The organism is Pseudarthrobacter chlorophenolicus (assembly GCF_000962805.1).
In the GTDB taxonomy this organism is placed as follows: domain Bacteria; phylum Actinomycetota; class Actinomycetes; order Actinomycetales; family Micrococcaceae; genus Arthrobacter; species Arthrobacter chlorophenolicus_A.
On record NZ_JZTW01000006.1, the window covers coordinates 184,729 to 208,684 of the forward strand.

At 66.9% G+C, this 23,956-nt stretch carries 21 protein-coding genes; 13 read left to right on the top strand and 8 right to left on the bottom strand.

The features are described from left to right. Positions 1-63 precede the first annotated feature (63 nt). Positions 64-465: a YccF domain-containing protein gene (locus UC32_RS08575; RefSeq protein WP_045730802.1), complete on the top strand. Its 402-nt coding sequence runs from the start codon at positions 64-66 to the stop codon at positions 463-465. Between the two features lie 66 nt (positions 466-531). Further along, complete coding sequence (locus tag UC32_RS08580) at positions 532-828, top strand: DUF4190 domain-containing protein (RefSeq protein ID WP_152642589.1); 297 nt, start codon at positions 532-534, stop codon at positions 826-828. 15 nt (positions 829-843) lie between these two features. On the opposite strand, the gene UC32_RS08585 is transcribed toward UC32_RS08580, so the two are convergent. Then, positions 844-1,659 carry a 2-phosphosulfolactate phosphatase gene (locus UC32_RS08585; RefSeq protein ID WP_045730804.1) on the bottom strand — a complete coding sequence of 272 codons (816 nt, stop codon included), beginning with the start codon at positions 1,657-1,659 and terminating at the stop codon, positions 844-846. Further along, positions 1,656-2,525, bottom strand: a complete 870-nt coding sequence (locus tag UC32_RS08590; RefSeq protein WP_045730805.1) for a DUF4031 domain-containing protein — start codon at positions 2,523-2,525, stop codon at positions 1,656-1,658. The genes UC32_RS08585 and UC32_RS08590 overlap by 4 nt, the downstream gene beginning before the upstream one ends. 127 nt (positions 2,526-2,652) lie before the next feature. On the opposite strand from UC32_RS08590, the gene UC32_RS08595 reads away from it, so the two are divergent. The 6 genes from UC32_RS08595 (at position 2,653) to clpB (ending at position 9,616) form a co-directional block, all read left to right on the top strand. Further along, a complete protein-coding gene (locus UC32_RS08595; protein ID WP_045730806.1) occupies positions 2,653-3,063 on the top strand; it encodes a TOBE domain-containing protein in 411 nt (136 codons plus the stop codon). Beyond that, entirely contained in the window at positions 3,060-3,860 is an 801-nt protein-coding gene (gene modA, locus UC32_RS08600) for a molybdate ABC transporter substrate-binding protein (RefSeq protein ID WP_045730807.1), read from the top strand. The genes UC32_RS08595 and modA overlap by 4 nt, the downstream gene beginning before the upstream one ends. Further along, the gene (locus UC32_RS08605) at positions 3,857-4,714 is read left to right on the top strand and encodes an ABC transporter permease (protein ID WP_045730808.1); all 858 of its coding nucleotides are present in this window, start codon (positions 3,857-3,859) and stop codon (positions 4,712-4,714) included. Before modA ends, UC32_RS08605 begins: the two co-directional genes overlap by 4 nt. Continuing rightward, positions 4,711-5,796 (top strand): sulfate/molybdate ABC transporter ATP-binding protein, encoded by a 1,086-nt coding sequence (locus UC32_RS08610; RefSeq protein ID WP_045730809.1) that lies wholly within the window; start codon positions 4,711-4,713, stop codon positions 5,794-5,796. The genes UC32_RS08605 and UC32_RS08610 overlap by 4 nt, the downstream gene beginning before the upstream one ends. A 168-nt stretch (positions 5,797-5,964) precedes the next feature. Beyond that, positions 5,965-6,717 carry a S1 family peptidase gene (locus tag UC32_RS08615; protein WP_052690548.1) on the top strand — a complete coding sequence of 251 codons (753 nt, stop codon included), beginning with the start codon at positions 5,965-5,967 and terminating at the stop codon, positions 6,715-6,717. A 256-nt stretch (positions 6,718-6,973) separates the two neighbouring features. Beyond that, complete coding sequence (gene clpB, locus UC32_RS08620; RefSeq protein ID WP_045730810.1) at positions 6,974-9,616, top strand: ATP-dependent chaperone ClpB; 2,643 nt, start codon at positions 6,974-6,976, stop codon at positions 9,614-9,616. Positions 9,617-9,652: 36 nt separating this feature from the next. Here clpB and UC32_RS08625 read toward each other — a convergent pair whose 3' ends face one another. Beyond that, complete coding sequence (locus UC32_RS08625; protein ID WP_045730811.1) at positions 9,653-10,360, bottom strand: septum formation family protein; 708 nt, start codon at positions 10,358-10,360, stop codon at positions 9,653-9,655. A gap of 280 nt (positions 10,361-10,640) precedes the next feature. On the opposite strand from UC32_RS08625, the gene UC32_RS08630 reads away from it, so the two are divergent. After that, on the top strand, positions 10,641-10,874 hold the full coding sequence (locus UC32_RS08630; RefSeq protein WP_015938627.1) for a DUF3073 domain-containing protein: 234 nt from the start codon (positions 10,641-10,643) through the stop codon (positions 10,872-10,874). Between the two features lie 189 nt (positions 10,875-11,063). After that, complete coding sequence (locus tag UC32_RS08635; protein WP_045730812.1) at positions 11,064-11,831, top strand: VOC family protein; 768 nt, start codon at positions 11,064-11,066, stop codon at positions 11,829-11,831. An 89-nt stretch (positions 11,832-11,920) separates the two neighbouring features. Here UC32_RS08635 and purM read toward each other — a convergent pair whose 3' ends face one another. The 3 genes from purM to UC32_RS08650 form a co-directional block, all read right to left on the bottom strand. Beyond that, positions 11,921-13,078, bottom strand: coding sequence for a phosphoribosylformylglycinamidine cyclo-ligase (gene purM, locus UC32_RS08640; RefSeq protein ID WP_045730813.1), 1,158 nt, complete (start codon positions 13,076-13,078; stop codon positions 11,921-11,923). Then, complete coding sequence (purF, locus tag UC32_RS08645; RefSeq protein ID WP_045730814.1) at positions 13,075-14,745, bottom strand: amidophosphoribosyltransferase; 1,671 nt, start codon at positions 14,743-14,745, stop codon at positions 13,075-13,077. Before purF ends, purM begins: the two co-directional genes overlap by 4 nt. A 104-nt stretch (positions 14,746-14,849) precedes the next feature. Then, positions 14,850-15,164, bottom strand: a complete 315-nt coding sequence (locus UC32_RS08650; RefSeq protein ID WP_045730815.1) for a hypothetical protein — start codon at positions 15,162-15,164, stop codon at positions 14,850-14,852. Positions 15,165-15,479: 315 nt separating this feature from the next. Between UC32_RS08650 and UC32_RS08655 the strand changes: the two genes are divergently transcribed. From UC32_RS08655 to UC32_RS08665, 3 genes are all read left to right on the top strand, one after another. Continuing rightward, the gene (locus tag UC32_RS08655; protein ID WP_045730816.1) at positions 15,480-16,580 is read left to right on the top strand and encodes an S-(hydroxymethyl)mycothiol dehydrogenase; all 1,101 of its coding nucleotides are present in this window, start codon (positions 15,480-15,482) and stop codon (positions 16,578-16,580) included. Continuing rightward, positions 16,580-17,200: an MBL fold metallo-hydrolase gene (locus UC32_RS08660; protein ID WP_045730817.1), complete on the top strand. Its 621-nt coding sequence runs from the start codon at positions 16,580-16,582 to the stop codon at positions 17,198-17,200. Before UC32_RS08655 ends, UC32_RS08660 begins: the two co-directional genes overlap by 1 nt. Positions 17,201-17,298: 98 nt before the next feature. Beyond that, a complete protein-coding gene (locus UC32_RS08665) occupies positions 17,299-19,653 on the top strand; it encodes an FdhF/YdeP family oxidoreductase (RefSeq protein WP_045730818.1) in 2,355 nt (784 codons plus the stop codon). Positions 19,654-19,742: 89 nt separating this feature from the next. On the opposite strand, the gene UC32_RS08670 is transcribed toward UC32_RS08665, so the two are convergent. Both UC32_RS08670 and UC32_RS08675 read right to left on the bottom strand, forming a co-directional pair. Continuing rightward, a complete protein-coding gene (locus UC32_RS08670) occupies positions 19,743-21,239 on the bottom strand; it encodes an HNH endonuclease signature motif containing protein (RefSeq protein WP_045730819.1) in 1,497 nt (498 codons plus the stop codon). Between the two features lie 199 nt (positions 21,240-21,438). Continuing rightward, complete coding sequence (locus UC32_RS08675) at positions 21,439-23,946, bottom strand: GcvT family protein (protein WP_045730820.1); 2,508 nt, start codon at positions 23,944-23,946, stop codon at positions 21,439-21,441. Between the last annotated feature and the right edge of the window lie 10 nt (positions 23,947-23,956).

Consider the following 23,956-nt stretch of genomic DNA (forward strand, 5'->3'; position numbering starts at 1 on the left):
TTCAGGGTCCGCTCAGGGGGATCCCCCACGTTCCGGTTAGCAGTCCCGGTGGACAATGGATGCATGAAGACACTGCTCAACATCATTTGGCTGGTATTCGGCGGCTTCTGGCTGGCCCTGGGCTACTTCGCGGCCGGGGTGATCTGCTGCCTGCTCATCGTGACCATCCCGTGGGGCATCGCTTCGTTCCGGATTGCGTCCTACACGCTCTGGCCGTTTGGGCGCATGGTGGTGGACAAGCCCGGTGGCAACGGTGTCTTCTCGCTGCTCGGTAACGTCATCTGGCTGCTGGTGGCCGGCATCTGGATTGCGGTGGGACACGTGGTGACCGCTTTCGCCATGGCCATCACCATCATCGGCATCCCGCTGGCCATCGCCAATTTGAAGCTCATCCCCGTCTCGCTCATGCCGCTGGGCAAGCAGATAGTGCCCACCAGCACCCCCTTCGCGAGCACCTACCGCTAGTACCGGGGCGGGCAGTGAGGCTGGGCCCGCTAGACTCGCATGCACACCATAGGTTGGGGGACCAGGATGAACGTACAGACAGAGCCAACGCACACGGCAACCGGAGAACTGAACAAACTCTCTGTCGCAGCCATTGTTTTAGCTGTTGTAGCGGCATCGGGGTTGTGGATCTTCGGGGTCGCCGTTCTTGCCGTCTTTGCAGTGGGTGCCGGTCACGTTGCCCTGAACCAGGTCCGCCTCAGGGGCCAGCGGGGAAAGCTGCTGGCAATCGCCGCCCTGACCATTGGCTACGGCATTGCCACAGTGGCGCTGATCAGCATCCTGGGCTTCATCCCAGGGTCCGTCCAGCAGTTCACGCAGTAGCCGGCTGCCAATAAGTCACCTGCGCCGGAATACCCCGTCCGCCAGGATGGCCACGGCGTCGCTGTCGTCCAGTTCCGCGGCGATGTCCACATCCGCAGCGTAGCCGGCGCCGGCCAGTTCCCGGCCACTGGCGCAGCCGTGCAGCATCTCCCGCAGCCGCGGCTCGGCCGCTTCGTAGACGGCCATTGCCGCAACGGATTCGGGTGAGTAGCCGTGCCGGCCGTCCCTGCCTTCATCCGCGTCGTAGCCGCCCCTGCCCGTAGCTGCCAGGCCTGCGATAAAGGCGCCGGCACCGATCTGGTCCTCCACGGCGGGGCGAAGGCTTCCGTCGTGCCAGCGCTCACCGGCGGCGATCACGGCAATAACAGCGTCCTCCGGCAGGTTCGCGGCCACCCAGTCGGCCGTTGCCGCCGCGTTGCGCAGGGACACCGCGGCCACCAGCGGAACATGGCCCGCCAACTCATGGCAGAGTGCTGAGCCGTTGGGGGAGGGGAGCACCACCCGGTCCAGGGAGTCCGCGGCGCGCAGGCTGGCGCGGGACAGGCTGAGCCCGCCGCCGTCGCGCGGTCCGGCAAGCTGTGCACCGTGGTGGGCGGCGAAGTCCTCCGCGCTGGTGTCCTTCCACGCGTAAGGGAACACCTCCGCGCCACGGTCCAGGGCCACGCTCACACAGGTGGTGAAGGACAGGACGTCCACCACCACGGCAAGGTCGGCGCCGGAGGTGATGGCGGCTGCGTCCGGTCCCCACTCGAAGCGGACTGTATAGGGGAGCTGCCAGTGCGCGGCATTCGCCGTCCTGGTGTGCCGGGGGTTCGAGCCCGGTGCGTTCATGCCAGTTCGCCCTTCAGGTTGCGGTGCGCGGAGTCCTCCCACAGCGCCTTTGCGCGGGGGCTGTGGAACAGCGGGTCCAGTTCGAGCAGATGGCGTACGACGGCGGCCCGGCCGGCAGCGAAATCGGCGTCACCAATGTGCGCATAGTCTTTCCGGACGGCTGCCACATACCGGGCGTACTCCTCAGGTTCCCCGCCGAGCACGGAGAGGTCAGCGTCGGAAAGGAGGGCGCCGCCGTCGTCGCCCGGTTCCGGCCTGTGGTCCGAGGTCAGGCGCACCAGCCGGGCAACCTCGTCCACGTCCGCTTCGGCGAGCCCGGCCTCCGCCAGTCGGTTCTCTGCCAGTCGGGCCGATTCCTCCTCGTCCTGTTCGGCGATCCCGCGGTAGACGGCGTCATGGAACCAGGCGGCCAGCAACACGGTGCGGGGAGGCTCGGCCGGTTCGGTGAGCAGGTCGATCGCCTCCAGGACGGAGAGCAGGTGGGTGCAGCCGTGGTAGTGGCGGTGCGGTTCGCTCCAGCGGTCCAGCAGGTCCAGGAACAGGGCGTCGTGGCCGGCCATGATGGTGTTCCACCGGTTCAGCAGCGGCACCTTCAGGGACTTGTTCCGCTGCCGTGCGGGGATCCGCAGTCCGCTGGCGATCAGTTTCCGCACCAGGACCCGCGCCTCCACGGGTACGGCGCCGGCGGCCACCAGATCATCAAAGCGCCGCTCCGGCACATCGTAATGGTCGCCGTCGAACGCCCGCTCCGGGATGCCCGCGGCGCCGGCGAAAGCATGCAGCTCCTCCAGCGAACTGTCCGAAACCAGATGTGAGAAGTGCGTTCCGTGCGCAGGCCACAATGGCGGGTCAAGGTAAATGGCCATGGAGGAAGTGTAGTGCGGCGGCCCTGTGTCCGCCGGAGGGCCGGCGTGCGGGGCAGCTGGCCGGTCACATTAGGATTTGCGGTACTTCTGGAAGATTTGCTCCGTAAATTCAAACTATTATGTCCCTATGACCCTCATCCGCGTTTCTGAAGCTGCCCGTTTCCTCGGTGTCAGCGACGATACCGTGCGCCGTTGGACGGACAACGGCTCCCTCACTGCCCTTAAGGACGAGTCCGGCCGGCTCGCCGTGGACGGGCTGGAACTCGCCCGGCACGCGCAGAGACTCGCCCAGCTGCCCGACGACCCGCACCGGACCGGAAGTTCGGCGCGCAACAGGTTCGTCGGGTTGGTGACGGGTATTACGGCAGACAAGGTCATGGCGCAGGTGGAACTCCAGTGCGGTCCCTTCCGGGTGGTGTCCCTGATGAGCAGCGAGGCCGTCCGGGACCTGGGACTTGAGCTGGGCTCGGTGGCAACGGCCGTAGTCAAGGCCACCACCGTCATTATCGAAACCCCGCTGGGGAAGGGAACAGTATGAAACGGACACTCATAACAGTGGCATCGGCAATGATGCTGGCGGCGGGACTCGCAGGATGCGCCGGCAGCAGCGCTCCGGCCAGCACGGCGGGGGCACCCTCGGAAAACGCCACCGAGGCCAAGACCCTGACAGTCTTCGCAGCGGCGTCGCTCAAGTCCAGCTTCACCGGGTTGGCGGAAACGTTCGAGGCACAGCACCCCGGCACCCGCGTCAGCTTGAGTTTCGCCGGCTCTTCCGACCTCGCCACCCAGATCAACCAGGGCGCTCCGGCGGACGTTTTTGCGTCCGCGGACACCAAAAACATGGACAAAGTCACCGGGACCGGCTTGGTCGACGGCGAGCCCCGGGTCTTCGCCACCAACACCCTCGCCATAGCGGTCCCGGCCGGAAACCCCGCCGGCATCACCGGGTTCCAGGACCTCGCCAGGGACGGCCTCCGGCTGGTGACCTGTGCCAAGCAGGTGCCCTGCGGAGCGGCCACCGCCACGGTGGCGGACAAGGCAGGGGTCACCCTCCGCCCGGTCAGCGAGGAAAACGCGGTCACCGACGTCCTGGGCAAGGTCATCTCCGGGGAAGCCGACGCGGGCCTGGTGTACGTCACCGACGTCAAGTCAGCAGGGGACAAGGTGGACAGTATTCCGTTCCCGGAGGCCGCGTCGGCCGTCAACAGCTACCCCATCACGGCGTTGACCGCCGCCAAGGACAAGGAATCCGCCAAGGCATTCATTGACCTGGTGCTCGGATCTGACGGCCAACAGGTTCTCGCCAAAGCCGGGTTCGGCGCAGGCGTCAAGTGACGTTCCGGCCACGGCAGCCCTATACCGGTATCCCGCGCTGGGTTTCCGGACTCGCGGTCCTGGCCGCCCTGGTGGTTGTCCTTCCGCTCGTCGCCATCGTGGCCCGGGTCAACTGGGGAAACTTCATTCCCCTGATCACCTCGGAATCGGCGCTCGAAGCGTTGGGCCTGAGTCTTCGCACGTCCGCCGCCAGCACCCTCCTGTGCATCGTCCTCGGCGTCCCCCTCGCCCTGGTCCTGGCCCGCGCCAGCTTCCCCTTCCAGCGGCTGCTGCGTTCCCTGGTCCTGCTGCCGCTGGTACTGCCACCGGTCGTTGGCGGCATCGCCCTGCTCTACACCTTCGGGCGGCAGGGACTCCTGGGCGGAACGCTGCAGGTCCTCGGCATCCAGATCGCCTTCTCCACCACCGCCGTGGTCCTTGCCCAGACGTTCGTGGCCCTGCCGTTCCTGGTGGTCAGCCTGGAGGGCGCGCTGCGGATCGGCGGGCAAAAGTATGAGGCCGTGGCCGCCACGCTCGGCGCCTCTCCCGGCACCGTGTTCCGCCGCGTCACCCTGCCGCTGATCCTCCCCGGGCTGGCCTCCGGAGCCGTGCTCTCCTTCGCCCGCAGCCTGGGGGAGTTCGGCGCCACCCTCACGTTCGCAGGCAGCCTTCAGGGCGTAACCCGGACCCTGCCGCTGGAAATCTACCTCCAGCGCGAGACCGACCCCGACGCCGCCGTCGCACTGTCACTCGTCCTGGTGGCCGTGGCAGTTGCAGTGGTGGCGCTCGCCTACGGACGCACGGGCGCTCCCGCCGGGCGGGGGCCCATTCAGCGGCCGACGGCGCCGCTCACCACAGGCGGGAGCGTCCGGTGAGTTTCTCCTTCCGGGCTGCCGTGGCTGAACGGCACTTTGACGTGTCCCTCGCGCTGGGGCCAACCGAAACCGTGGCGGTGATGGGTCCCAACGGCGCGGGCAAATCCACCCTGCTGTCCACCATCGCGGGCCTGGTCCGGCCGGACACCGGGCAGGCCGAGCTGAACGGCCGGACGCTGTTCCACCTGGGGCCCGGGACCCATCAGTGGACGCCGCCGCACCGCCGGGGAACCGCGCTACTGGCCCAGGAGCCTCTGCTCTTTCCGCACCTCACGGCGGCGGACAACGTGGCGTTCGGACCCCGCAGCGCCGGCGTCCCGGCGCGCCGGGCAAGGGACATCGCGCTCCGATGGCTGGCGGAAGTGGAGGCTGAGGACCTGGCCGGCCGCCGCCCTACCGGGCTGTCCGGCGGGCAGGCGCAGCGCGTCGCCATCGCCCGTGCCCTCGCTGCCGATCCTGGCCTCCTCCTGCTCGATGAGCCCATGGCCGCCCTGGACATCCACTCGGCCCCGCTGCTGCGGCGGCTGCTCAAACGGGTACTCGAGGGCCGGCAGGCCATCATCGTCACCCACGATGTGCTGGATGCACTGATGCTGGCGGACCGCGTGGTGGTCCTCGAGAAGGGGCGCATCGCGGAGGACGGGCCAACCCGGGAAGTGCTGGAGCGGCCCCGCAGCCTGTTCGCGGCCGGCCTCGCCGGGCTCAACTTCGTCACCGGCACGCTGACGGCCGCCGGGATCCGGACCGCCGGCGGCCAGGGGATCGCCCGGGACCTGGAGATCGCCGGGCACCTGGAGGAGCCGGGCGAACCGGGCCAGGCAGGCGCCGCCGGCCTGCCGGGCGCAGCCGTGTTTCCGCCGTCGGCCGTGTCCGTGTTCTTGACGGACGCGCACGGGAGCCCCCGTAACTCCTTTCCCGTTGAGGTCACCGAGCTTGAGCCCCATGGAGACCAGATTCGGGTGCGGGGAGGGGGCCTGGCTGCGGACATCACCCCCGCAGCCTCGGCAGAACTGGGCCTGGCCCCGGGAATGCCTGCCCACTTTGTGGTCAAGTCGGCAGCGGTATCGATCTACGCGACCTAAATAACAAAGTTATTTACAAAGTTTGTCAAAGTGAGTGACAAACTTCACAGCGTTCCGGTACCGTTCGGATGGGCGGAGGGCTATCGCCGCCGCCCATCAACCGGAACCGACCCCCGCCTGCGCCTCAACGGGCTGCGGCGCGGGGTCCCTTGCGAAGGAGCCACCGCTGTGAAAATCGCCAGAATCCTTGCCGCCGTTGCCGCGACTGCTGCGCTGATGGGCCCGCTGCCCGCGCAGGCCGCACCCGCTCCCGGCGGTGACATGGCAAGCCCCGACATCGCCGGCGGCAGCACCACCACCATTTCCGCAGCCCCCTATGCAGCGCAGATCTCCTTCGACGCCACCGGCACCAATGTGGGATGCACCGGCAGCCAGATCTCGGCCAGTTGGGTGATCACGGCGAAGCACTGCAATTCCGCCTCCCTGCAGTCGGTCCGGCTGGGAGCCACCTACCTTGAATCCGGCGGCACGGTCAAGACTGTCGCCGCCCGCTATGCCTCCAGCACCGGCGACGTCCTGCTGTTGAAGCTGTCCACCCCGCACTACGGCTCCTATGTGGGCCTCTCCAGCTCCTTCCCCGCCACCGGGACTCCGGCCAAGGTGTACGGCTGGGGCGACCAGACAGAAGGCGCGGGCACCATGTCCTACAACCTCAAAACCGCCGACGTCACTGTGGCCGGCCAAGGCACCGATACCTATGGCGGAGCCTCCGTCAGGACGCAGTCCCAAAGCGGACACACCCTGGGCGGCGATTCCGGCGGCCCCCTCCTTGTCAACGGCAAGCTGGTAGGCGTCCTGTCGACGTCGAGCATCCTGCCCAATCCCAACCCGTCCAGCTTCACGAGGTACTACAACGACCATGCGTCCGTGTCCCGGAACCTCAGCTGGATTACCAGCGTCTCAGGGGTGGGGGCTTCCTGAGCTTCCACCTTCACGGCTTCCGTCCGCCCCGTTAGCGGGCGGACGGCGGCGGTTCCGCGGTGACGCGCATCCGCCCATGCCGGCGGGCGGCTTGTTGGGGGAGCCGCCCGCCGGTTTTTTGCGTTTCCCGCCGCACGGCGGCGCCAGGAGGCATTGGCGGTTCGCTGTGGGAAAACAGGGTCCAAAGACTGCGTTTTTCAAAGTTGAGCGTAGTACACTCAACCTTAAGAAAACCCGCCCCTGAAAGGAGCCCTCTTTGGACGTCAAATTCACCACCAAGAGCCAGGAGGCTCTTTCGGCTGCCGCCATGAACGCTTCAACTGCCGGTAATCCGCAGGTGGAACCCGCCCACCTGTTGAAGGCCCTGATGGATCAGCGTGACGGCGTGGCGGTGGCGCTGCTGAAGGCCACCGGCGCCGAACCGGACGCCGTCAGCGTCCAGGCCAGCAGTGCCATCAAGGCCCTGCCTGCCGCATCCGGCGGTTCCACGCAGCAGGCCCAGCTGTCACGGCCCGCGCTGCAGGCTATCCAGAACGCCAAGACCGAGGCCGAGAACCTGGGTGACACGTTCGTCTCCACCGAGATGCTGCTGCTGGGCCTCGCCGCCGGAAGTGACAGTGTGGGAAGGATCCTGCGCGACGCCGGGGCATCCCACGAAGCCCTGGTGGCCGCCCTGCCCGGCGTCCGCGGCGACCGGAAGGTCACCAGCCAGGACCCCGAGAACACCTTCCAGTCGCTGGAAAAGTTCGGCACCGACCTCACAGCCATGGCCCGCTCCGGCAAGCTGGACCCGGTGATCGGACGTGACACGGAAATCCGCCGCATCGTGCAGGTGCTGAGCCGCCGTACCAAGAACAACCCCGTGATCATCGGCGAGCCCGGCGTGGGCAAGACCGCCGTGGTGGAAGGACTTGCCCAGCGCATCGTGGCCAATGACGTCCCCGAAAGCCTGCGCGGCAAGACCCTCATTGCCCTGGACCTGGCATCCATGGTGGCCGGCGCCAAGTACCGCGGCGAATTCGAGGAGCGGCTCAAGGCCGTTCTCGAGGAGATCAAGAACTCCGAAGGCCAGATCGTCACCTTCATTGACGAGATCCACACTGTGGTGGGCGCCGGCGCCACCGGGGATTCCTCCATGGACGCCGGCAACATGCTCAAGCCCATGCTGGCCCGCGGCGAGCTCCGCCTGATCGGCGCCACCACCCTGGACGAATACCGCGAGAACATCGAAAAGGATCCGGCCTTGGAGCGCCGCTTCCAGCAGGTGTACGTGGGGGAGCCCAGTGTCGAGGACACGATCGGCATCCTCCGCGGCCTGAAGGAACGCTACGAGGCGCACCACAAGGTCACCATTGCTGACTCCGCACTCGTAGCCGCCGCTACCCTGTCCAACCGGTACATCTCCGGCCGGCAGCTTCCGGACAAGGCCATCGACCTGGTGGATGAGGCGGCGTCCCGGCTGCGGATGGAGATCGACTCAGCACCGGAAGAGATCGACCAGCTGCAGCGGTTGGTGGACCGCCTCACCATGGAGGAGCTTGCCCTCCATGACGAGAAGGACGCCGCGTCTGTGGAACGCCTTGCCGCGCTGCGGGCCGACAAGGCGGACCGTGAGGAGGAACTCAACGGGCTGAAGGCCCGCTGGGAGGCCGAACGTGCCGGCCTCAACCGGGTGGGCGACCTCAAGGTCAAGCTGGACGAATTGCGCAGCGCGTACGAGAAGGCTGCCCGCGAAGGCGACCTGGAAACGGCTTCCCGCGTACTCTACGGCGAGATCCCCGCGCTGGAACGAGAGCTTAACGCCGCTGCCGAGGCCGAGGCTGCCGTGACGGACAAGTCATCCCTGATGGTGGCGGAGGAGGTGACCGCCGATGACATCGCCGAGGTCATCTCCGCCTGGACCGGCATCCCCGCCGGGCGCATGCTGCAGGGCGAAAGCCAGAAGCTGCTGCACATGGAGGAGGAGCTGGGCCGCCGGCTGATCGGCCAGGCCAAGGCTGTTACTGCCGTGTCGGATGCCGTCCGCCGTGCGCGGGCCGGCATCAGCGATCCCAACCGGCCCACCGGTTCGTTCCTGTTCCTGGGCCCCACCGGCGTGGGCAAGACCGAGCTGGCCAAGGCCTTGGCGGACTTCCTGTTCGATGACGAGCGTGCCATGGTGCGCATCGACATGTCCGAGTACGGCGAGAAGCACTCCGTGTCACGCCTGGTGGGTGCCCCTCCGGGATACGTCGGATACGAAGAGGGCGGCCAGCTCACCGAGGCCGTCCGCCGCCGCCCGTACTCCGTGGTGCTGCTGGACGAAGTGGAGAAGGCGCACCCCGAGGTCTTCGACATCCTGCTCCAGGTGCTCGATGACGGCCGCCTTACCGATGGCCAGGGCCGGACGGTGGACTTCCGCAACGTCATCCTGGTGCTCACGTCCAACCTGGGCAGCCAGTTCCTGGTGGATCAGACCCTTGATGCCGAAGCCAAGCGGAATGCCGTGATGGCCACCGTGAATGCCTCCTTCAAGCCGGAGTTCCTGAACCGGCTGGACGAGGTGGTCCTGTTCGACGCCCTCACGGTGGAGGAACTGGGCCACATCGTCGAACTGCACGTGGAGGAGCTGGGTCGGCGGCTGCACGAACGCCGGCTCACCCTGGAGGTTTCGGATGGGGCCAAGGCCTGGCTGGCACTTTCCGGATTCGACCCCGCTTACGGTGCGCGCCCGCTGCGCCGCCTGGTGCAGCGCGAGATCGGCGACCGGTTGGCCAAGGGCATCCTCGCCGGCGACATCAGCGACGGGGACACCGTGCTGGTGGACACCGCGGCCGATCCCGGCGAACTCACCAACGGCAACGTGGACGCCCTCACCGGTGTTCCGTCGGCCGGATTGTCGGTGCGCCGGAAGGGCTAGCCGAACCTCACAGCGTGCTGTCCCGGCGGATAACCGTCAGGGCAGCACGCTTGCGTTGATGACGTTCCCGTTTGGGGCCGTTACATAGCAGTCAGCCCGGCGATCCCCGGCGTCCCAGCTGGTGCTGCTGGGGAAGCTGCGCTGGTAGTTGAGCTGGAAGTTGTTGGCGGCCGGGCCCAGCTTGGTTGCCTGGCAGATCTCCAGGGCCTTGGCCTTCAGTGTTTCTGCCCCCGGGTAGCGCTCGCCTGCGGGATAGCGGAAGACACCCACCAGCTGTGCGGAGTGGCCTGTATCGCAGGGCACTGCGGTTGAGGCCAGTGATTCCGGATCAAAGTCCTTGAAGCAGTCACCCACGGCGTAGTCAGCGGGCTTGACGCCGTCCCTGGGCAGTGGCAGCGGCGTCGCCCGCGGCGTGGGGGTCGTTTCAAGGACTCCAGCCTGGCCGCCCTGGCCCTCGGGGGCTGCTGCGCCGGAGTTGAGCCACAGGGCCAGCCACACGAGGCCTCCCACCACGGCAACGAGTACGACGGCGAAGAGCGCCTTCCACAGGGTCTTAGCCCGGGGTGCGGGATTCGGTGGGGTGGCGCCGGACGGGGTGGAGTCGGCGGCTCCGGAGGCCGTGGGGCCGGGTTCAGCATGCTGAGGGGGCCACGTCACGGATGCCGGCGCCGGGGCGGCGTCTACCCGGGGGATGCCGGCCGTTGGTGGGGAGGCTGGCTTCGGCGGAACGTCCTGGGGGTTCACGGCTGCATCCTCCTGCGTTGTCGTCGCTTCAGTACCGCAAAACCCGCCGTCGGAAGGGTTTTGGCAGCTGCCTGAAGCGACTCTACCGAAGAAAAAACCCGGAAACCCGCGGGCGGACCGGGGAATGGTAACCCAATCACACGTGGGAGCGCGTCGGGCGGCAAGCAGGGGCCGCAGAAAGCATGTAATCTAGGTGTACGACAAATTGACCAAACATTCCGGGGCCTCACCGATCGCCAAGGTGACCACCTCCGGTCCAAGTACAAAAGGGGGTCACGCCATGGGGCGCGGCCGTCAAAAGGCAAAAGCTACCAAGCAGGCTCGGGATATCAAGTACTACTCCCCGAACACTGACTACTCGGCACTTCAGCGTGAGCTGACGGGCCCAGGCAGTCGTGTAACGAGCCATTACGCCAATGAGCCGGTGGAACCGGACTATTCGGCTTATGTGGATAAGTACGCGGATGATTTGGAAGATGATGACGACGAGGTAGACAACCGTCGCATCGGCTAGTCGCCGTTGGGCAAATTCTTTGCAGCACTAATTTTTGCCGACCTCGGTCACAAGGCCCGTTTGGGCACGCCCTTTTACAGTGCGTGCCCGCGGGCCTTTCCGTCGTCATCCCCTTCGCTGCCTCCGCCAGCCCCAGGTTTCCCTCCCGGCGGCCGGGGCTTTCCCCGGGCCACGTGTACCGTTGGTCCCATGCCAACTGTGAACACCTACCCGCAGGGTGCCCCGTGCTGGGCTGACGTTCAGACGCCGAACGTCCAAGCCGCCAAGAAGTTCTATGCAGCGGTTTTCGGGTGGCGTTTGGAGGACCATCCCACTCCGGACGGCCGCAGCTACGCGATGGCCTTCCTGGGAGACGACGTGGTGGCCACCATTGCGCCGCAGAGCCCCATGCAGGCGCCTGGTTCGGTTGCCCAGTGGAACGTGTACCTGGCCGCTGACGACGCCCGGAGCATCGCCGCCAACGCCGTCCACGCCGGCGGTTCCGTGCAGTTTGGCCCCGAGGAGGTGGGGGAGACAGGCGTCATGGTGTTCCTGGACCCGCCGGGCGGCGGCACTACCGGAGTGTGGCAGGCCGGAACGCACCGCGGCTCAGGAAGGTATAACGTGCCCGGTGCACTTTCCTGGGCCGAACTGCTCACGCCTGAGCCCCAGGCTGCCATCGGCTTCTTCCAGCACCTCTTCGGGCATGAGGTCACGGAATACCCGCAGGAGGACGGCGGCACCTACACAACGCTCATGGTGGACGGTGCCGAGGTTGCAGGGGTGGCGCACGACGACGGCCCTGCTGGCTGGCAGGTTTACTTCGGCGTGGCGGATGTCCCGGCAGCCGTGGGCAAGGCCATTGCGGCAGGCGCGGAAGTCCTGATCGCGCCGGAACCGGCCGACGATGAGTCACCCGGGGCCACCGCAACCCTGAAGGACCCGCAGGGAGGCGTCTTCAGCCTGCTGGAAATCTAAGCCTCCAGCGTGGGGCGGAACCGCCCATAAAACGAAGCCGCCCCGCACCCGCACGAGCGCGGATGAGGGGCGGCCCTGTCAAGAATTTCCTAGGCGTAGGCGTTGACCATGCGGACTGCGCCGCCGTCCACGCCCTTGGCGCCCTGGACGTAGTCCGGGCCGGACTTCACGATGGAATCCGAGTCCGCGGCGACGGTGCCCATCACCCAGGACGGCAGCCCGCGTTCGTTCAAACGCGCGACGGCGGCATCCGCTGCTTCGGGGGAGACGATGGCCACCATGCCCACGCCCAAGTTCAGGGTGCGTTCCAGGTCGGCCAGCGGCACGTTGCCAAGTTCGGAAACGAGCTTGAAGATGGCCGGCAGTTCCCACGTGGCGCGGTCCACGGTGGCTACCAGTCCCTGCGGCAGGACCCGGGCCAGGTTGGCGGCCAGGCCGCCACCCGTCACGTGGCTGAAGCCGTGGACCGCAGCAGAACCGGTGACGGGGAAGGTGCGGGCCAGGTCCAGGCAGTCGGCGGCGTAGACGCGGGTGGGCTCAAGCAGTTCTTCACCCAGGGTGCGGCCCAGTTCGGAGACCTGGCGGTCCAGGGCCCAGCCGGCGTGGTTGATCACGCGGCGGACCAGCGAGTAGCCGTTGGAGTGCAGGCCGGAGGAGGCCATGCCGATCACAACGTCGCCCGCGCGGACACGGTCCGGTCCGAGCAGGGCGTCTGCCTCGACGACGCCGGTGGCTGCACCGGCAACGTCGTATTCGTGCTCGCCCAGCAGGCCGGGGTGTTCTGCGGTTTCGCCGCCCACCAGGGCGGTGCCCGCCACTGAGCAGGCAGCGGCGATGCCGCGCACAATGCCGGCGATGCGCTCGGGAACCACCTTGCCGCAGGCGATGTAGTCGGTCATGAAGAGCGGTTCGGCGCCTACCACGACGATGTCGTCCACCACCATGCCGACGAGGTCGAAGCCGATGGTGTCGTGGATGTCCATGGCCTGGGCGATGGCAACCTTCGTTCCCACACCGTCCGTGGAGGTGGCCAGCAGCGGCTTCTTGTAGGTCAGCAGCTTCGAGACGTCATAGAGGCCGGCGAAGCCGCCCACCCCGCCGATCACCGACGGGTTGTGGGTCGCCTTGATGGCGTCTTTCATGAGCTCGACGGCGCGGTCGCCGGCTTCGACATCGACGCCCGCGGAGGCGTAAGTGATGCCTGCCTTCCCTGATGCGGAACCGGCGGCAGTGTTTGCGGAAGTCATACGGACTCTTTCTTGTCAGTGCCTGCGGCGGCGTGTACGTCTGGCACCATGTCGGCGTCGGTCAGCAGGTTTTCAAACTCGGAGTCCGGGCCGGGATCGCAGCCGGTAGCGCCGGCCTTCCCGGCAGGATCTTCCTCGGAGTCGACGGCGAGGGCTGCGGTTTCGCCCGGCAGGGCGGACGGCGACGGCGGGAGGCCGCCGAGGTCGGTGCGTTCCAGGAGGTTCTTGCCCAGCTTGTCCGCGCCCGGCAGGGTAATCGGGTACTTGCCCGTAAAGCACGCGGTGCAGAGGCGTTCCCGGGGCTGGCGGGTTGCGCCGATCATGCCGTCCTCGGAGATGTAAGCCAGCGAGTCGGCGCCGATGGCCTGCGAAATCTCTTCGATGGTGGCGCCGTTGGCGATGAGCTCCGCACGGGAGGCGAAGTCGATGCCGTAGAAGCAGGGCCACTGGACGGGAGGGGAGGAAATCTTGACGTGGACGGCGGCGGCGCCGGCTTCCCGCAGCATCCTGACGATGGCCCGCTGGGTGTTGCCGCGGACGATCGAGTCGTCCACCACCACCACGCGCTTGCCGCGGATCACGGACTCAAGGGCGTTGAGCTTGAGCCGGATACCCAGCTGGCGCAGCGTCTGGGAGGGCTGGATGAAGGTGCGGCCCACGTAGGAGTTCTTGACGAAGCCGTGTGCGAACGGAATGCCCGATTCCTCGGCGTATCCCACGGCAGCGGGGGTGCCAGACTCCGGGACGGGGATGACGATGTCCGCTTCGTGGGTGTTTTCGCGGGCCAACTGGCGGCCCATCTCCACACGGGACTCGTAGACGGAACGGCCGGCAATCGCAGCGTCCGGACGGGCCAGGTAAACGTACTCGAAGACGCAGCCGGCCGGAGTGGGCTCAGCGAACTTCTTGGACCGCACGCCTTCTTCGTCGATGGCGATAAATTCGCCGGGCTCGATCTCGCGGATGAAGCTGGCACCCACGGTGGCAAGGGCGGACTGCTCGGAGGCCACTACCCAGCCCCGTTCCAGCCGGCCCAGGACCAGCGGGCGGATGCCATAGGTATCGCGGGCCGCGTAGAGGGTGCCTTCGTCCATGAAGACGAAGCAGAAGCCGCCCTTGATCTTGGGCAGGAGCTCGGTGGCGGTTTCCTCAAGGGTCTTGCCGGGCTCACCTTCCAGGAGGGCGGTGACCAGGGCGGTGTCCGAGGTGTTGCCCTGCTTCATTTCGCCGGTGAGCTGGCCGCCGTTGCGTTCAGTGATCATGGCGTTGAGCTCGGCGGTGTTGGTCAGGTTGCCGTTGTGCGCCAGGGCCACGGTGCCGGTGGAGGTGGCGCCGAGGGTGGGCTGGGCATTGGCCCAGTGGCTGGCTCCGGTGGTGGAGTAACGGCAGTGGCCCACGGCCAGGTGCCCGGTGAGGGTGTTCAGGGTTGTCTCGTCGAAGACCTGGGACACCAGCCCCATGTCCTTATAGACATTGATCCGTTTGCCGTCACTGGTAGCAATACCAGCCGACTCCTGGCCACGGTGCTGCAGTGCGTACAGCCCGTAATAGGTTAGTTTTGCTACTTCTTCTCCGGGAGCCCAGACGCCGAAGACGCCACAAGCGTCCTGCGGGCCTTTTTCGCCGGGAAGAAGATCATGGGAAAGTTTTCCATCGCCGCGTGCCACTGATCGATTATCGCACGACATGGGGTAGGACTTTTTCCCGCTCCCCTTTGTGACCCGGCAGCGTCACGCACCCGGATGCCGGGGCGTGCTGCCGGTGGCAGGGGTCACGCCTGCGGGTTTGTGTCCGGCGCGGAGTCAGGGACGGATTCGACGACGGCGCGCTGCTGCCTGCGGACGCTTCGGCGGTCCAGGACCAGGGCCAGGACAGCGCCGAGGATCGCTCCGCCGGCACCGAAAGTGATCATGAGGAAGCCAAAAACAGCGCCCGGATCGAAGTCCTCATCCGCAGGCACGCCGAATGCCGCAATTGCAGCTGCTGCGAAGCCCACCAGCGCGCCCAGCACCAGGAACGGTACGAATTTGGGGGCCCGGCGGACGGTTACCTCGCGCCGCTCGGCGGGGGGTTGGTTCGAAGACATGCCATCCAGCCTACTGCCGGAGTTTTCGGGCACATAACGGGACCGTGCCCGCACGGCTGCCGATAAGTCCAGGAAGCACCAGGGGACGTCGAAGGACAGTGCCGCTGGCCTGAAACTGATATATCTATTGACACCAACTGTGGTCGCTGTCATATTTTCAAGTAGCACTATGTGCGCCGCGTTGTGTAATGCGCAATTTAGCAGGCGTGGATGGCGTACTGCACCGGGCGGGCATTAACCGTGTTGCGTCGGCTAGATTGGCAATTGGTGCCGACTCACCGGATCCCGCCGGATCCAGGAAAGGAACACAGAACGATGGTTCACAAAGTTCAAGCTGTCATTGCCCGTGAGAAGAACGCTCCGGTGTCGCTGGAGACCATCCTGGTCCCGGATCCGGGCCCGGGTGAGGCGTTGGTGGACATCCTGACCTGCGGCGTATGCCACACCGACCTGCACTACAAGCAGGGCGGCATTGGCGATGACTTCCCCTACCTGCTGGGCCACGAGGCTACCGGCGTGGTCAGCGCCGTCGGCGAGGGCGTCACCGAGGTGGCCCCGGGCGACCGGGTGATCCTGAACTGGCGTGCCGTGTGCGGCCAGTGCCGCGCCTGTGCCAAGGGCCAGCCGCAGTACTGCTTCAACACCGCGAATGCCACCCAGAAGATGACCCTTGAGGACGGCACCGAACTGTCTCCCGCGCTGGGCATCGGGGCGTTCGCTGAAAAGACACTCGTTGCCGCCGGGCAGTGCACCAAGGTGGATCCCGAGGCTGATGCTGCAGCCGTAGGCCTGCTGGGCTGCGGCGTGATGGCCGGCATCGGCGCCGCCATCAACACCGGTGAGGTCAAGCGCGGAGAATCCGTGGCAGTCATCGGCTGCGGCGGCGTTGGCATCGCGGCGATCGCCGGTGCCAAGCTCGCCGGCGCCACGACCATCATCGCCGTGGACATCGACAGCAACAAGATCGAAATGGCCAAGAAGCTCGGTGCGACCCACGGGGTGAACTCCAAGGAAGAGGATGCCGTCGAGGCCATCCGGGCCCTCACGGGAGGCAACGGAGCGGACGTGGTGATTGACGCCGTCGGCCGTCCCGAAACGTACAAGCAGGCCTTCTATGCCCGTGACCTCGCCGGCCGCGTGGTCCTGGTGGGCGTCCCGACGCCGGAGATGACGCTGGACCTGCCGCTGCTGGACGTCTTTGGCCGCGGCGGCTCCCTGAAGTCCTCCTGGTACGGCGACTGCCTGCCCTCCCGCGATTTCCCCATGCTGGTGTCCCACTACAAGCAGGGCAACCTGGACCTGGACGCCTTCGTGTCCGAACGGATCACCATCGACCAGGTGGAGGAGGCCTTCGGCAAGATGCATGAGGGCAAGGTCCTGCGTTCCGTCGTCGAACTCCCCGTGGCGGCCTCCTGATGGGCGTCACCGTCGAGAACCTGGTCACCTCGGGCACGTTTTCGCTCGACGGCGGTACCTGGGACGTGGACAACAACGTCTGGATCGTGGGCAACGACGAAGAATGCGTGATCATCGATTCCCCGCATGATGCCGCTGCCATCATCAACCAGGTCAAGGGCCGCACGGTCAAGGCCATCCTGCTCACCCACGCGCACAACGACCACATCGGCGCTGCCCGCGAGGTGGCCGGGGCCGTAGGCGCACCGATCATCCTGAACCGGGAAGACCTGGTCCTCTGGGAGCAGGAATACCCGGACGCCACCCCGGACCAGTACCACGTGGACGGCGACGAGTTCGAGGTGGGCGGCGCGGTGCTCAAGGCCATCCACACGCCGGGCCACTCGCCGGGATCCACCTGCTTCTACCTGGAAAGCGAAGGCACGGTGTTCACAGGGGACACCCTGTTCAACGGGGGACCGGGTGCCACTGGCCGCTCGTACAGCGACTACCCCACCATCCTTACCTCCATCCGCGAACGGCTGCTGACCCTGCCGGCCGAAACGGTGGTCCGCACCGGCCATGGTGACAACACCACCATCGCCGCCGAACAGGAAACCCTGGCCAAGATCGCGGAGTAGGCGCAGTCCAGAAAAGCGCGCAGTGGGGGCGTGCCGGGAAACGCCGGCACGCCCCCCTCAGCAATTGATCAACAAATGCCGGCAAGGAAGTTGGAACGATGAAGTTCGGTAAGCAGCCCGCCCCGGTGGCGGACATCAACGAGGACCTGCTTGAGGTCCACAAGCCCAAGACCGAGGCCGCGGGCGTCAAGGCCGTCATGGTCGCGCTGGAGCGGGCCGTGGCGCAGGCGGGCGTGACCCGTACGGCGCAGTCACTGCTGCGGCTGAACCAGCGCGGAGGCTTCGACTGCCCGGGCTGTGCGTGGCCTGAATCGGACAAGAAGCGCAAGGCTGCCGAGTTCTGCGAAAACGGCGCCAAGGCCGTAGCCGAGGAGAACACCCTCCGCACGGTGGGCGCCGAGTTCTGGGCCAAGCACTCCATTGCCGAACTGTCGGAGAAGACCGAGTACTGGCTGGGGAACCAGGGCCGGCTCAGCGAACCCGTGGTGATCCGGGAAGGCGAGACGCACTATTCGCCCATCTCCTGGAATGACGCGTTCGAGCTGATCGGTGAGCACATCCGTGCCACCACTCCTGACCGCTCCGTGTTCTACACCTCGGGCCGCACCGCCAACGAGACCGCTTTCCTGTACCAGCTGTTCGCGCGGGCCCTGGGCACCAACAACCTGCCGGACTGCTCCAACATGTGCCACGAGTCCTCCGGCTCGGCACTGAACCCGACCATCGGCATCGGCAAGGGGACGGTGTCCCTGGACGACATCCACGACGCCGAACTCATCTTCGTGGTGGGCCAGAACCCGGGCACCAACCACCCGCGCATGCTCTCGGCACTCAAGGAATGCAAGGACAAGGGCGGCAAGGTGGTGGCCGTGAACCCGCTGCCCGAGGCCGGCCTGTTCAACTTCCGGGACCCCCAGACGGTGTCCGGCGTGGTGGGTGGCGGCACGCCGCTGGCCGACGAATACCTGCAGATCAAGGTGGGTGGCGACCTGGCCCTGTTCCAGGCGCTGGGCCACCTGCTGCTGGAGGCCGAGGAGAAGAACCCGGGAACCGTCGTCGACCATTCCTTCATCGCCGCGCAGACGGATGGCTTCGACGCCTACCGGGACGCCCGCCGCACCCTGGACTGGGACGAGACGGAGAAGGCTACCGGCCTGGACCGGGCGCAGATCGAGAAGGTGGCAGGGATGCTGTTGGCCTCCAAGGCCTCCATCTTCTGCTGGGCGTTGGGTGTCACCCAGCAGCCGCATTCCGTAGACACCATCAAGGAAATGGTCAACGTCCTGCTGCTGCAGGGCAACTTCGGCAAGCCGGGCGCGGGTGCTTGCCCCGTCCGCGGGCACTCCAACGTCCAGGGCGACCGGACCATGGGCATCTGGGAAAAGCCCAAGGAATGGCTGCTGGCGGCCCTCGATGCCGAGTTCGGGATTACGTCCCCGCGGCACCACGGCCACGACGCCGTGGAGTCCATGGAGGCCTTCGACCGCGACGAGGTGGACGTCTTCGTCTCGATGGGCGGCAACTTCTCGCTCGCCTGCTCGGACACCGAGGCGCTGGAAGCCGGCATGCAGCGCATCGGCCTGACCGTGCACATCAGCACCAAGCCCAACCGCTCGCATATCGTGCACGGGCGCACTTCCCTGATCCTGCCCACGCTGGGCAGGACGGACAAGGACGACAAGCACCCCAAGGGCGCGCAGTTCCTCTCCGTGGAGGACTCCATGTCCGTGGTCCACTCCACCCAGGGCCGCCTCACGCCGGTGTCCGAGCACCTGCTCGCGGAACCCGTGATCGTGGCGCGGATGGCCGAGGCCACCTTCGGCAAGGACCACTCCGTCGACTGGCGCGGCATGGCCGAGGACTACGACGTGATCCGCGACCACATCTCCCGGGTCCTCCCCGGCTTCGAGGACTTCAACGCCAGGGTCCGGACCAAGAACGGCTTCGTACTGCCCAACCCGCCGCGCGACACCCGCTCCTTCGCCACGGACATCGGCCGCGGCCGGTTCACGGTGAGCCCGCTGGAGTACCTGACGCCGCCGCCGGGCCACCTGGTGCTGCAGACCATCCGCAGCCACGACCAGTACAACACCACGTTCTACGGCCTGGACGACCGCTACCGCGGGGTCTCCGGCGGCCGGCGCGTCATCCTGATCCACCCGGAGGACCTCGCCGAATCAGGCTTCCAGGACCGGGAACTCGTGGACGTGGTGAGCACCTTCCAGGGTGTCGATCGCCGCGCGGACAAGTTCCGCCTGGTGGCCTACCCCACCGCCAAGGGCTGCGCCGCTGCGTACTTCCCCGAAGCCAACGCCCTGGTCCACAAGGAAAACGTGGCCCGCGAATCCAACACCCCCGGCTTCAAGGCCATGTTCGTCCGCTTTGAACCGCACACGGGTGAAACTGTGGCCGCCGAGGAATCGGCAGGAGAACTGACAGGGACTCCTGCGTAGGTTTACCGAGCCCCCACCCCGTTGACGCCACGCGATGGCGGCATCCCGGCCGTTCCGGGGTGCCGCCATTGTTTTGCCCCACGGCAGTGTTAGCCGTAGGCGCTCAGGCATTGCCCCAGGGCATCCTCCCAAGGTGATCCGCGGTGGCGAATAAGGTCGGTGGCCCCGGTTTTCAGCTGCTTCGGACGGTGGGGTGGTTCCCAGTCCTGGTGTTCGCTTGCGTAGTGCCGGCCGCTGGGTGAGGTCCAGCCGGGTGGTTTGTTCCGGCCTGCGGGGGTGGGTTTCCATCCGGTGGTGTGGCGGAGTTTGTGGTGTTTGGGGCAGGGCTGGCCGAGGTTGCTGATCCCGGTGGTGCCGCCGTTGGCCCAGGAGAGGATGTGGTCGGCGTCGTTGTCCAGGGAATGGTTGCTGCAGCCGGGGAACGGGCATTTACCATCCCGCATCCGCAGCCAAGCCCGCATCGCGCCGGTGACCCGGTAACCGGTCCGCCCGATTTCCAGCGGCGCCCCGTCCCGCGGATCCACCAGCACCCGGTAGAACGACCCGGCACCATCGGCCACCAACGCCCTGGCCATGGAGGGCGGGATGGGGCCGTACCCGTCCAGGATGGCCGGTTCATCGGTCAGGCCCATCAGCGAGAACACCGGGACGGTGACCAGGACTTGGGCACGGATCGGTGCAGACACCCCGCCGGCAACGGCACCAGCCGCGGCGCCGGCCATGGCGCCGGAGCCGTCGCTGTCCGGGCGGGTGCGGTTGGTAGCGCCGGGTGCGGGGTAGGTGGCGAGCAGGGCTGTGGCGTAGTTGTCGGCGCGGAGTTGGGCGAGGGTGCGCGGCTCATCGGTGCCTTGCAGGGACCGGGCTTCGGAGGTGAGACGGTCCCAGACCGCCGAAGCCTGGCAGGCCGGCAGGTACGCGGACAGCCAGGCCATCCCGTCGCGGTCCGGCCGGTACTCCACCCGCCGCTCCGCCACACCCTTGGCGTGCCGGGCCTCGATACTCTCGGTGTGGTGGCGTTCGCGCCAGGTGCGGGCCTTGACCCGGAAGCGGTGCGCCGGCAACTCCCCGACCGGGCAACCGGCCGCCGCGTCCGGGGCGCACGGGTTCAGGAAATGCGCTTCCAACGCCGCGGCGCCCACAGTGTCTAGACCGGCTGCTTCGTCGGCCATCACCACCGCGTGCCCCCAGGACAGCGCCCCGGCCTGCAGACCGGCCAACGTGAGCGGCAGCGTGGCGACCAGGGCGTGGGAGGTGGCCAGGAACGATGATGCGGCCCGCGGACCCAGCGCCAGGACGCAGCCGACCTCTGCCGCGGCCGACATCTCCTGCGAATGCGCCGGTACCACCGGGCCCGCCACCGCGCTGGCACTCTCGGCATACGCCACCGCGGCCTTCGCCTTCAAACCAGCGACCCTGGCCTCCACCGCCCGGGCGCCGGCCAGGACGTCCAAGCACCCGCCCGCCAACCCAGCCAACGGATCGGCCGCAGAGAACGGCTCGCAACCGGCACCATCCACCTCCGCGTTCAGCACGGCAAGGGCAGCATCGATCTCCTCCAACGCCCTCACCACCGCCGACTTCCCCATAACCGAACTATGGCAAAGGGGTACGACATTCAAGGGACCAACAGGGTTTCGACAAGCTCAACCACCGGGTTTCGACAAGCTCAACCACCGCAACGGGCGTCGACCGGATCAACCTCGGGGCAGGGACAAACAGCGCAAAAAGGTGGTTGGGCCTGCCGGTCTCAAGCAGGCCCAACCACCCTGGGGGGGCGAAAGAGAATCAGCCGCGGATGCGCTCCATCCCCGGGTCCACCAGGGGTTCGGCAGAGACGGTGGCCGCCACGCGCTTGCCGAAGTACTCGATCTCTACGGAGTCACCGATTTCGACGCCGGCGGGCAGCCAGGCGTACGCGATGGGCTTGTGCACGGTGAAGCCGTAGGCCGCGCTGGTGACGTAACCGACGGCTTCCCCGCCCACGTAGACAGGTTCCTTGCCAAGCACAACTGACGTGCCGTCGTCGACCGTCAGGCAGCGCAGTGCGCGGGTAGCGGGCTGCTCCTTGCGCCCAACAAGGGCCTCGGCCCCAACAAAGCCCGTCTTGTCCTTGGCAATGGAGAAGCCGAGGCCGGACTCGTAGGGGTGGTGTTCGGAGGTCATGTCGGTACCCCACAGCCGGTAGCCCTTTTCCAGGCGCATGCTGTTGAACGCGCCGCGGCCGGCAGCCACGATGCCGAACTTCTGGCCTGCCTCGAAGAGCAGGTCCCACAGCTTCAGGCCGTATTCGGCGGTGGTGTAGAGCTCCCAGCCGAGTTCACCCACGTAGGACAGCCGCCAGGCGCTTACGGGAATGCCGCCCACGGAAATTTCCTTGGTGCGGAAGTACCTCAGGCCGTCGTTGCTCAGGTCATCGCTGCTGAGCTTGCCGATCACTTCGCGCGCCAGCGGGCCCCACAGGCCGATGCAGCAGGTGCTGCCGGTGATGTCGGTGACATGTGCCCACTGTGCCGGGTCGGCCTCAGACTGCTTGCGGGCCTCGACGCGCAGGTAGTCGAAGTCCACGTTGCTGTTAACGCCAAGCTGGAACTTCTCCTGCTCCAGGCGCGCCACCGTCACGTCACTGCGGATGCCGCCGTCGTGCTCCAGCAGGAGGCAGTAGGTGACGGCGCCGGGCTTCTTCGTGATGTTTCCGGTGCTGAGGCGGTGCAGCAGCGCTTCGGCACCGGGGCCAACGACCTGGAGCCGCTTGAGCGGCGTCATGTCGTAGAGCCCGACGGCGGTACGCGTCTTCCACGCTTCGGCGGCGGAAATGGGGGAGTGGAACATGTTCGCCCACTCCTCGCGCTCGGGTGCGCGCCATTCTTCGGGCAGCTCCTCCAGGAGCGGGCGGTTGGCTTCGAACCAGTGCGGGCGTTCCCAGCCCGCGGACTCCAGGAAGAACGCCCCGAGTTCCTTCTGCCGGACGTTGAACGGGCTGACGCGCAGGTCCCGCGGCGACTTGCGCGGCTGCAGCGGGTGGAGGACGTCGTAGATCTCCACGAAGTTCTGCTGCGAGGTTTCGCTGACGTAGGAGTCCGAGGTCTGCACCTTCTCAAACCGGGTGAGCTCCGTGCCGTGCAGGTCGGTGCGGGAGCGTCCTTCCACGAGCAGCTCGGCGACAGCCTTGGCTACGCCGGAGGAGTGCGTCACCCACACCGCTTCGGCAACGAAGAAGCCGGTCAGGTCCGGGTGCTCGCCGATCAGCGGGCCGCCGTCGGGCGTGAACGAGAAGATGCCGTTGAAGCCGTCCTGGATGTCTGCGTTGCGCAGTGCCGGCAGCAGGTCCCGGGTGTCTTCCCAGGCCGGCAGGAAGTCTTCGAGGGTGAAGTCCAGGCGGGAGGGCATGCGGTGGTCAGACATCTCGCCGGCCGGCACCTCGGGCAGGGCGGACATGTCCACCGGCATCGGACGGTGGGCATAGCTGCCGATGCCAATGCTGTCGCCCCATTCGCGGTAGTACAGGTCCTTGTCCTGGTAACGCAGGATGGGCTTGCTGGCGCCCTTGGGAAGCTCGTTGACGCCCTCAAGTTCGGGCAGCGGCGTGGTGACGACGTACTGGTGGGCCAGCGGCAGCAGGGGCACCTCGAGGTCCACCATCTTGCCGAGCTCACGGCCCCAGAAGCCCGCACAGGACACGACGATGTCGGCGGGGACCAAGCCTGAAGAGGTCTCGACGCCGGTGACCTTGCCGCCCTCCTGGGCGATTCCGGTAACGGTGGTGGAACCAAGGTAGGTGACGCCGCGTTCCCGGGTGCGCTCGATCAGCAGCTGCACGGCCCGGGCGGCCAGGGCGAGGCCGTCGGTGGGGATGAGGAGGCCGCCCAGGACCTCGCGGCCGCCGCTGAGCTTGCCGGTGTTCAGCAGCGGGTAGATTTTCTCGCATTCGTCGGCGTCGATGATCCGGCTTTCCACGCCCCAGGAGGTCATCACGCCCATCTTGCGCTTGAGGTCCGCCAGCCGCTCGGGGGTGGTGGCAAGTTCCAGGCCGCCCACCTGGTTGAAGCAGGACTGCCCGTCCTTTGTCAGGGAGAGCAGCTTGTTGACGGTGTAGGTGGCGAACTCCGTCATCGTCTTCGACCCATTGTTCTGGAATACCAGGCCCGGGGCGTGGGACGTGGAACCGCCGGCAAGCTCAAGCGGGCCCTGTTCGACGACGGTGATGTCCGTCCAGCCGCGGCTGGCGAGTTCGTCGGCGAGGTTCGTGCCGACGATGCCGGCTCCGATGATGACGACGCGGGGCGAAGCGGTCATGGCGTGTGGT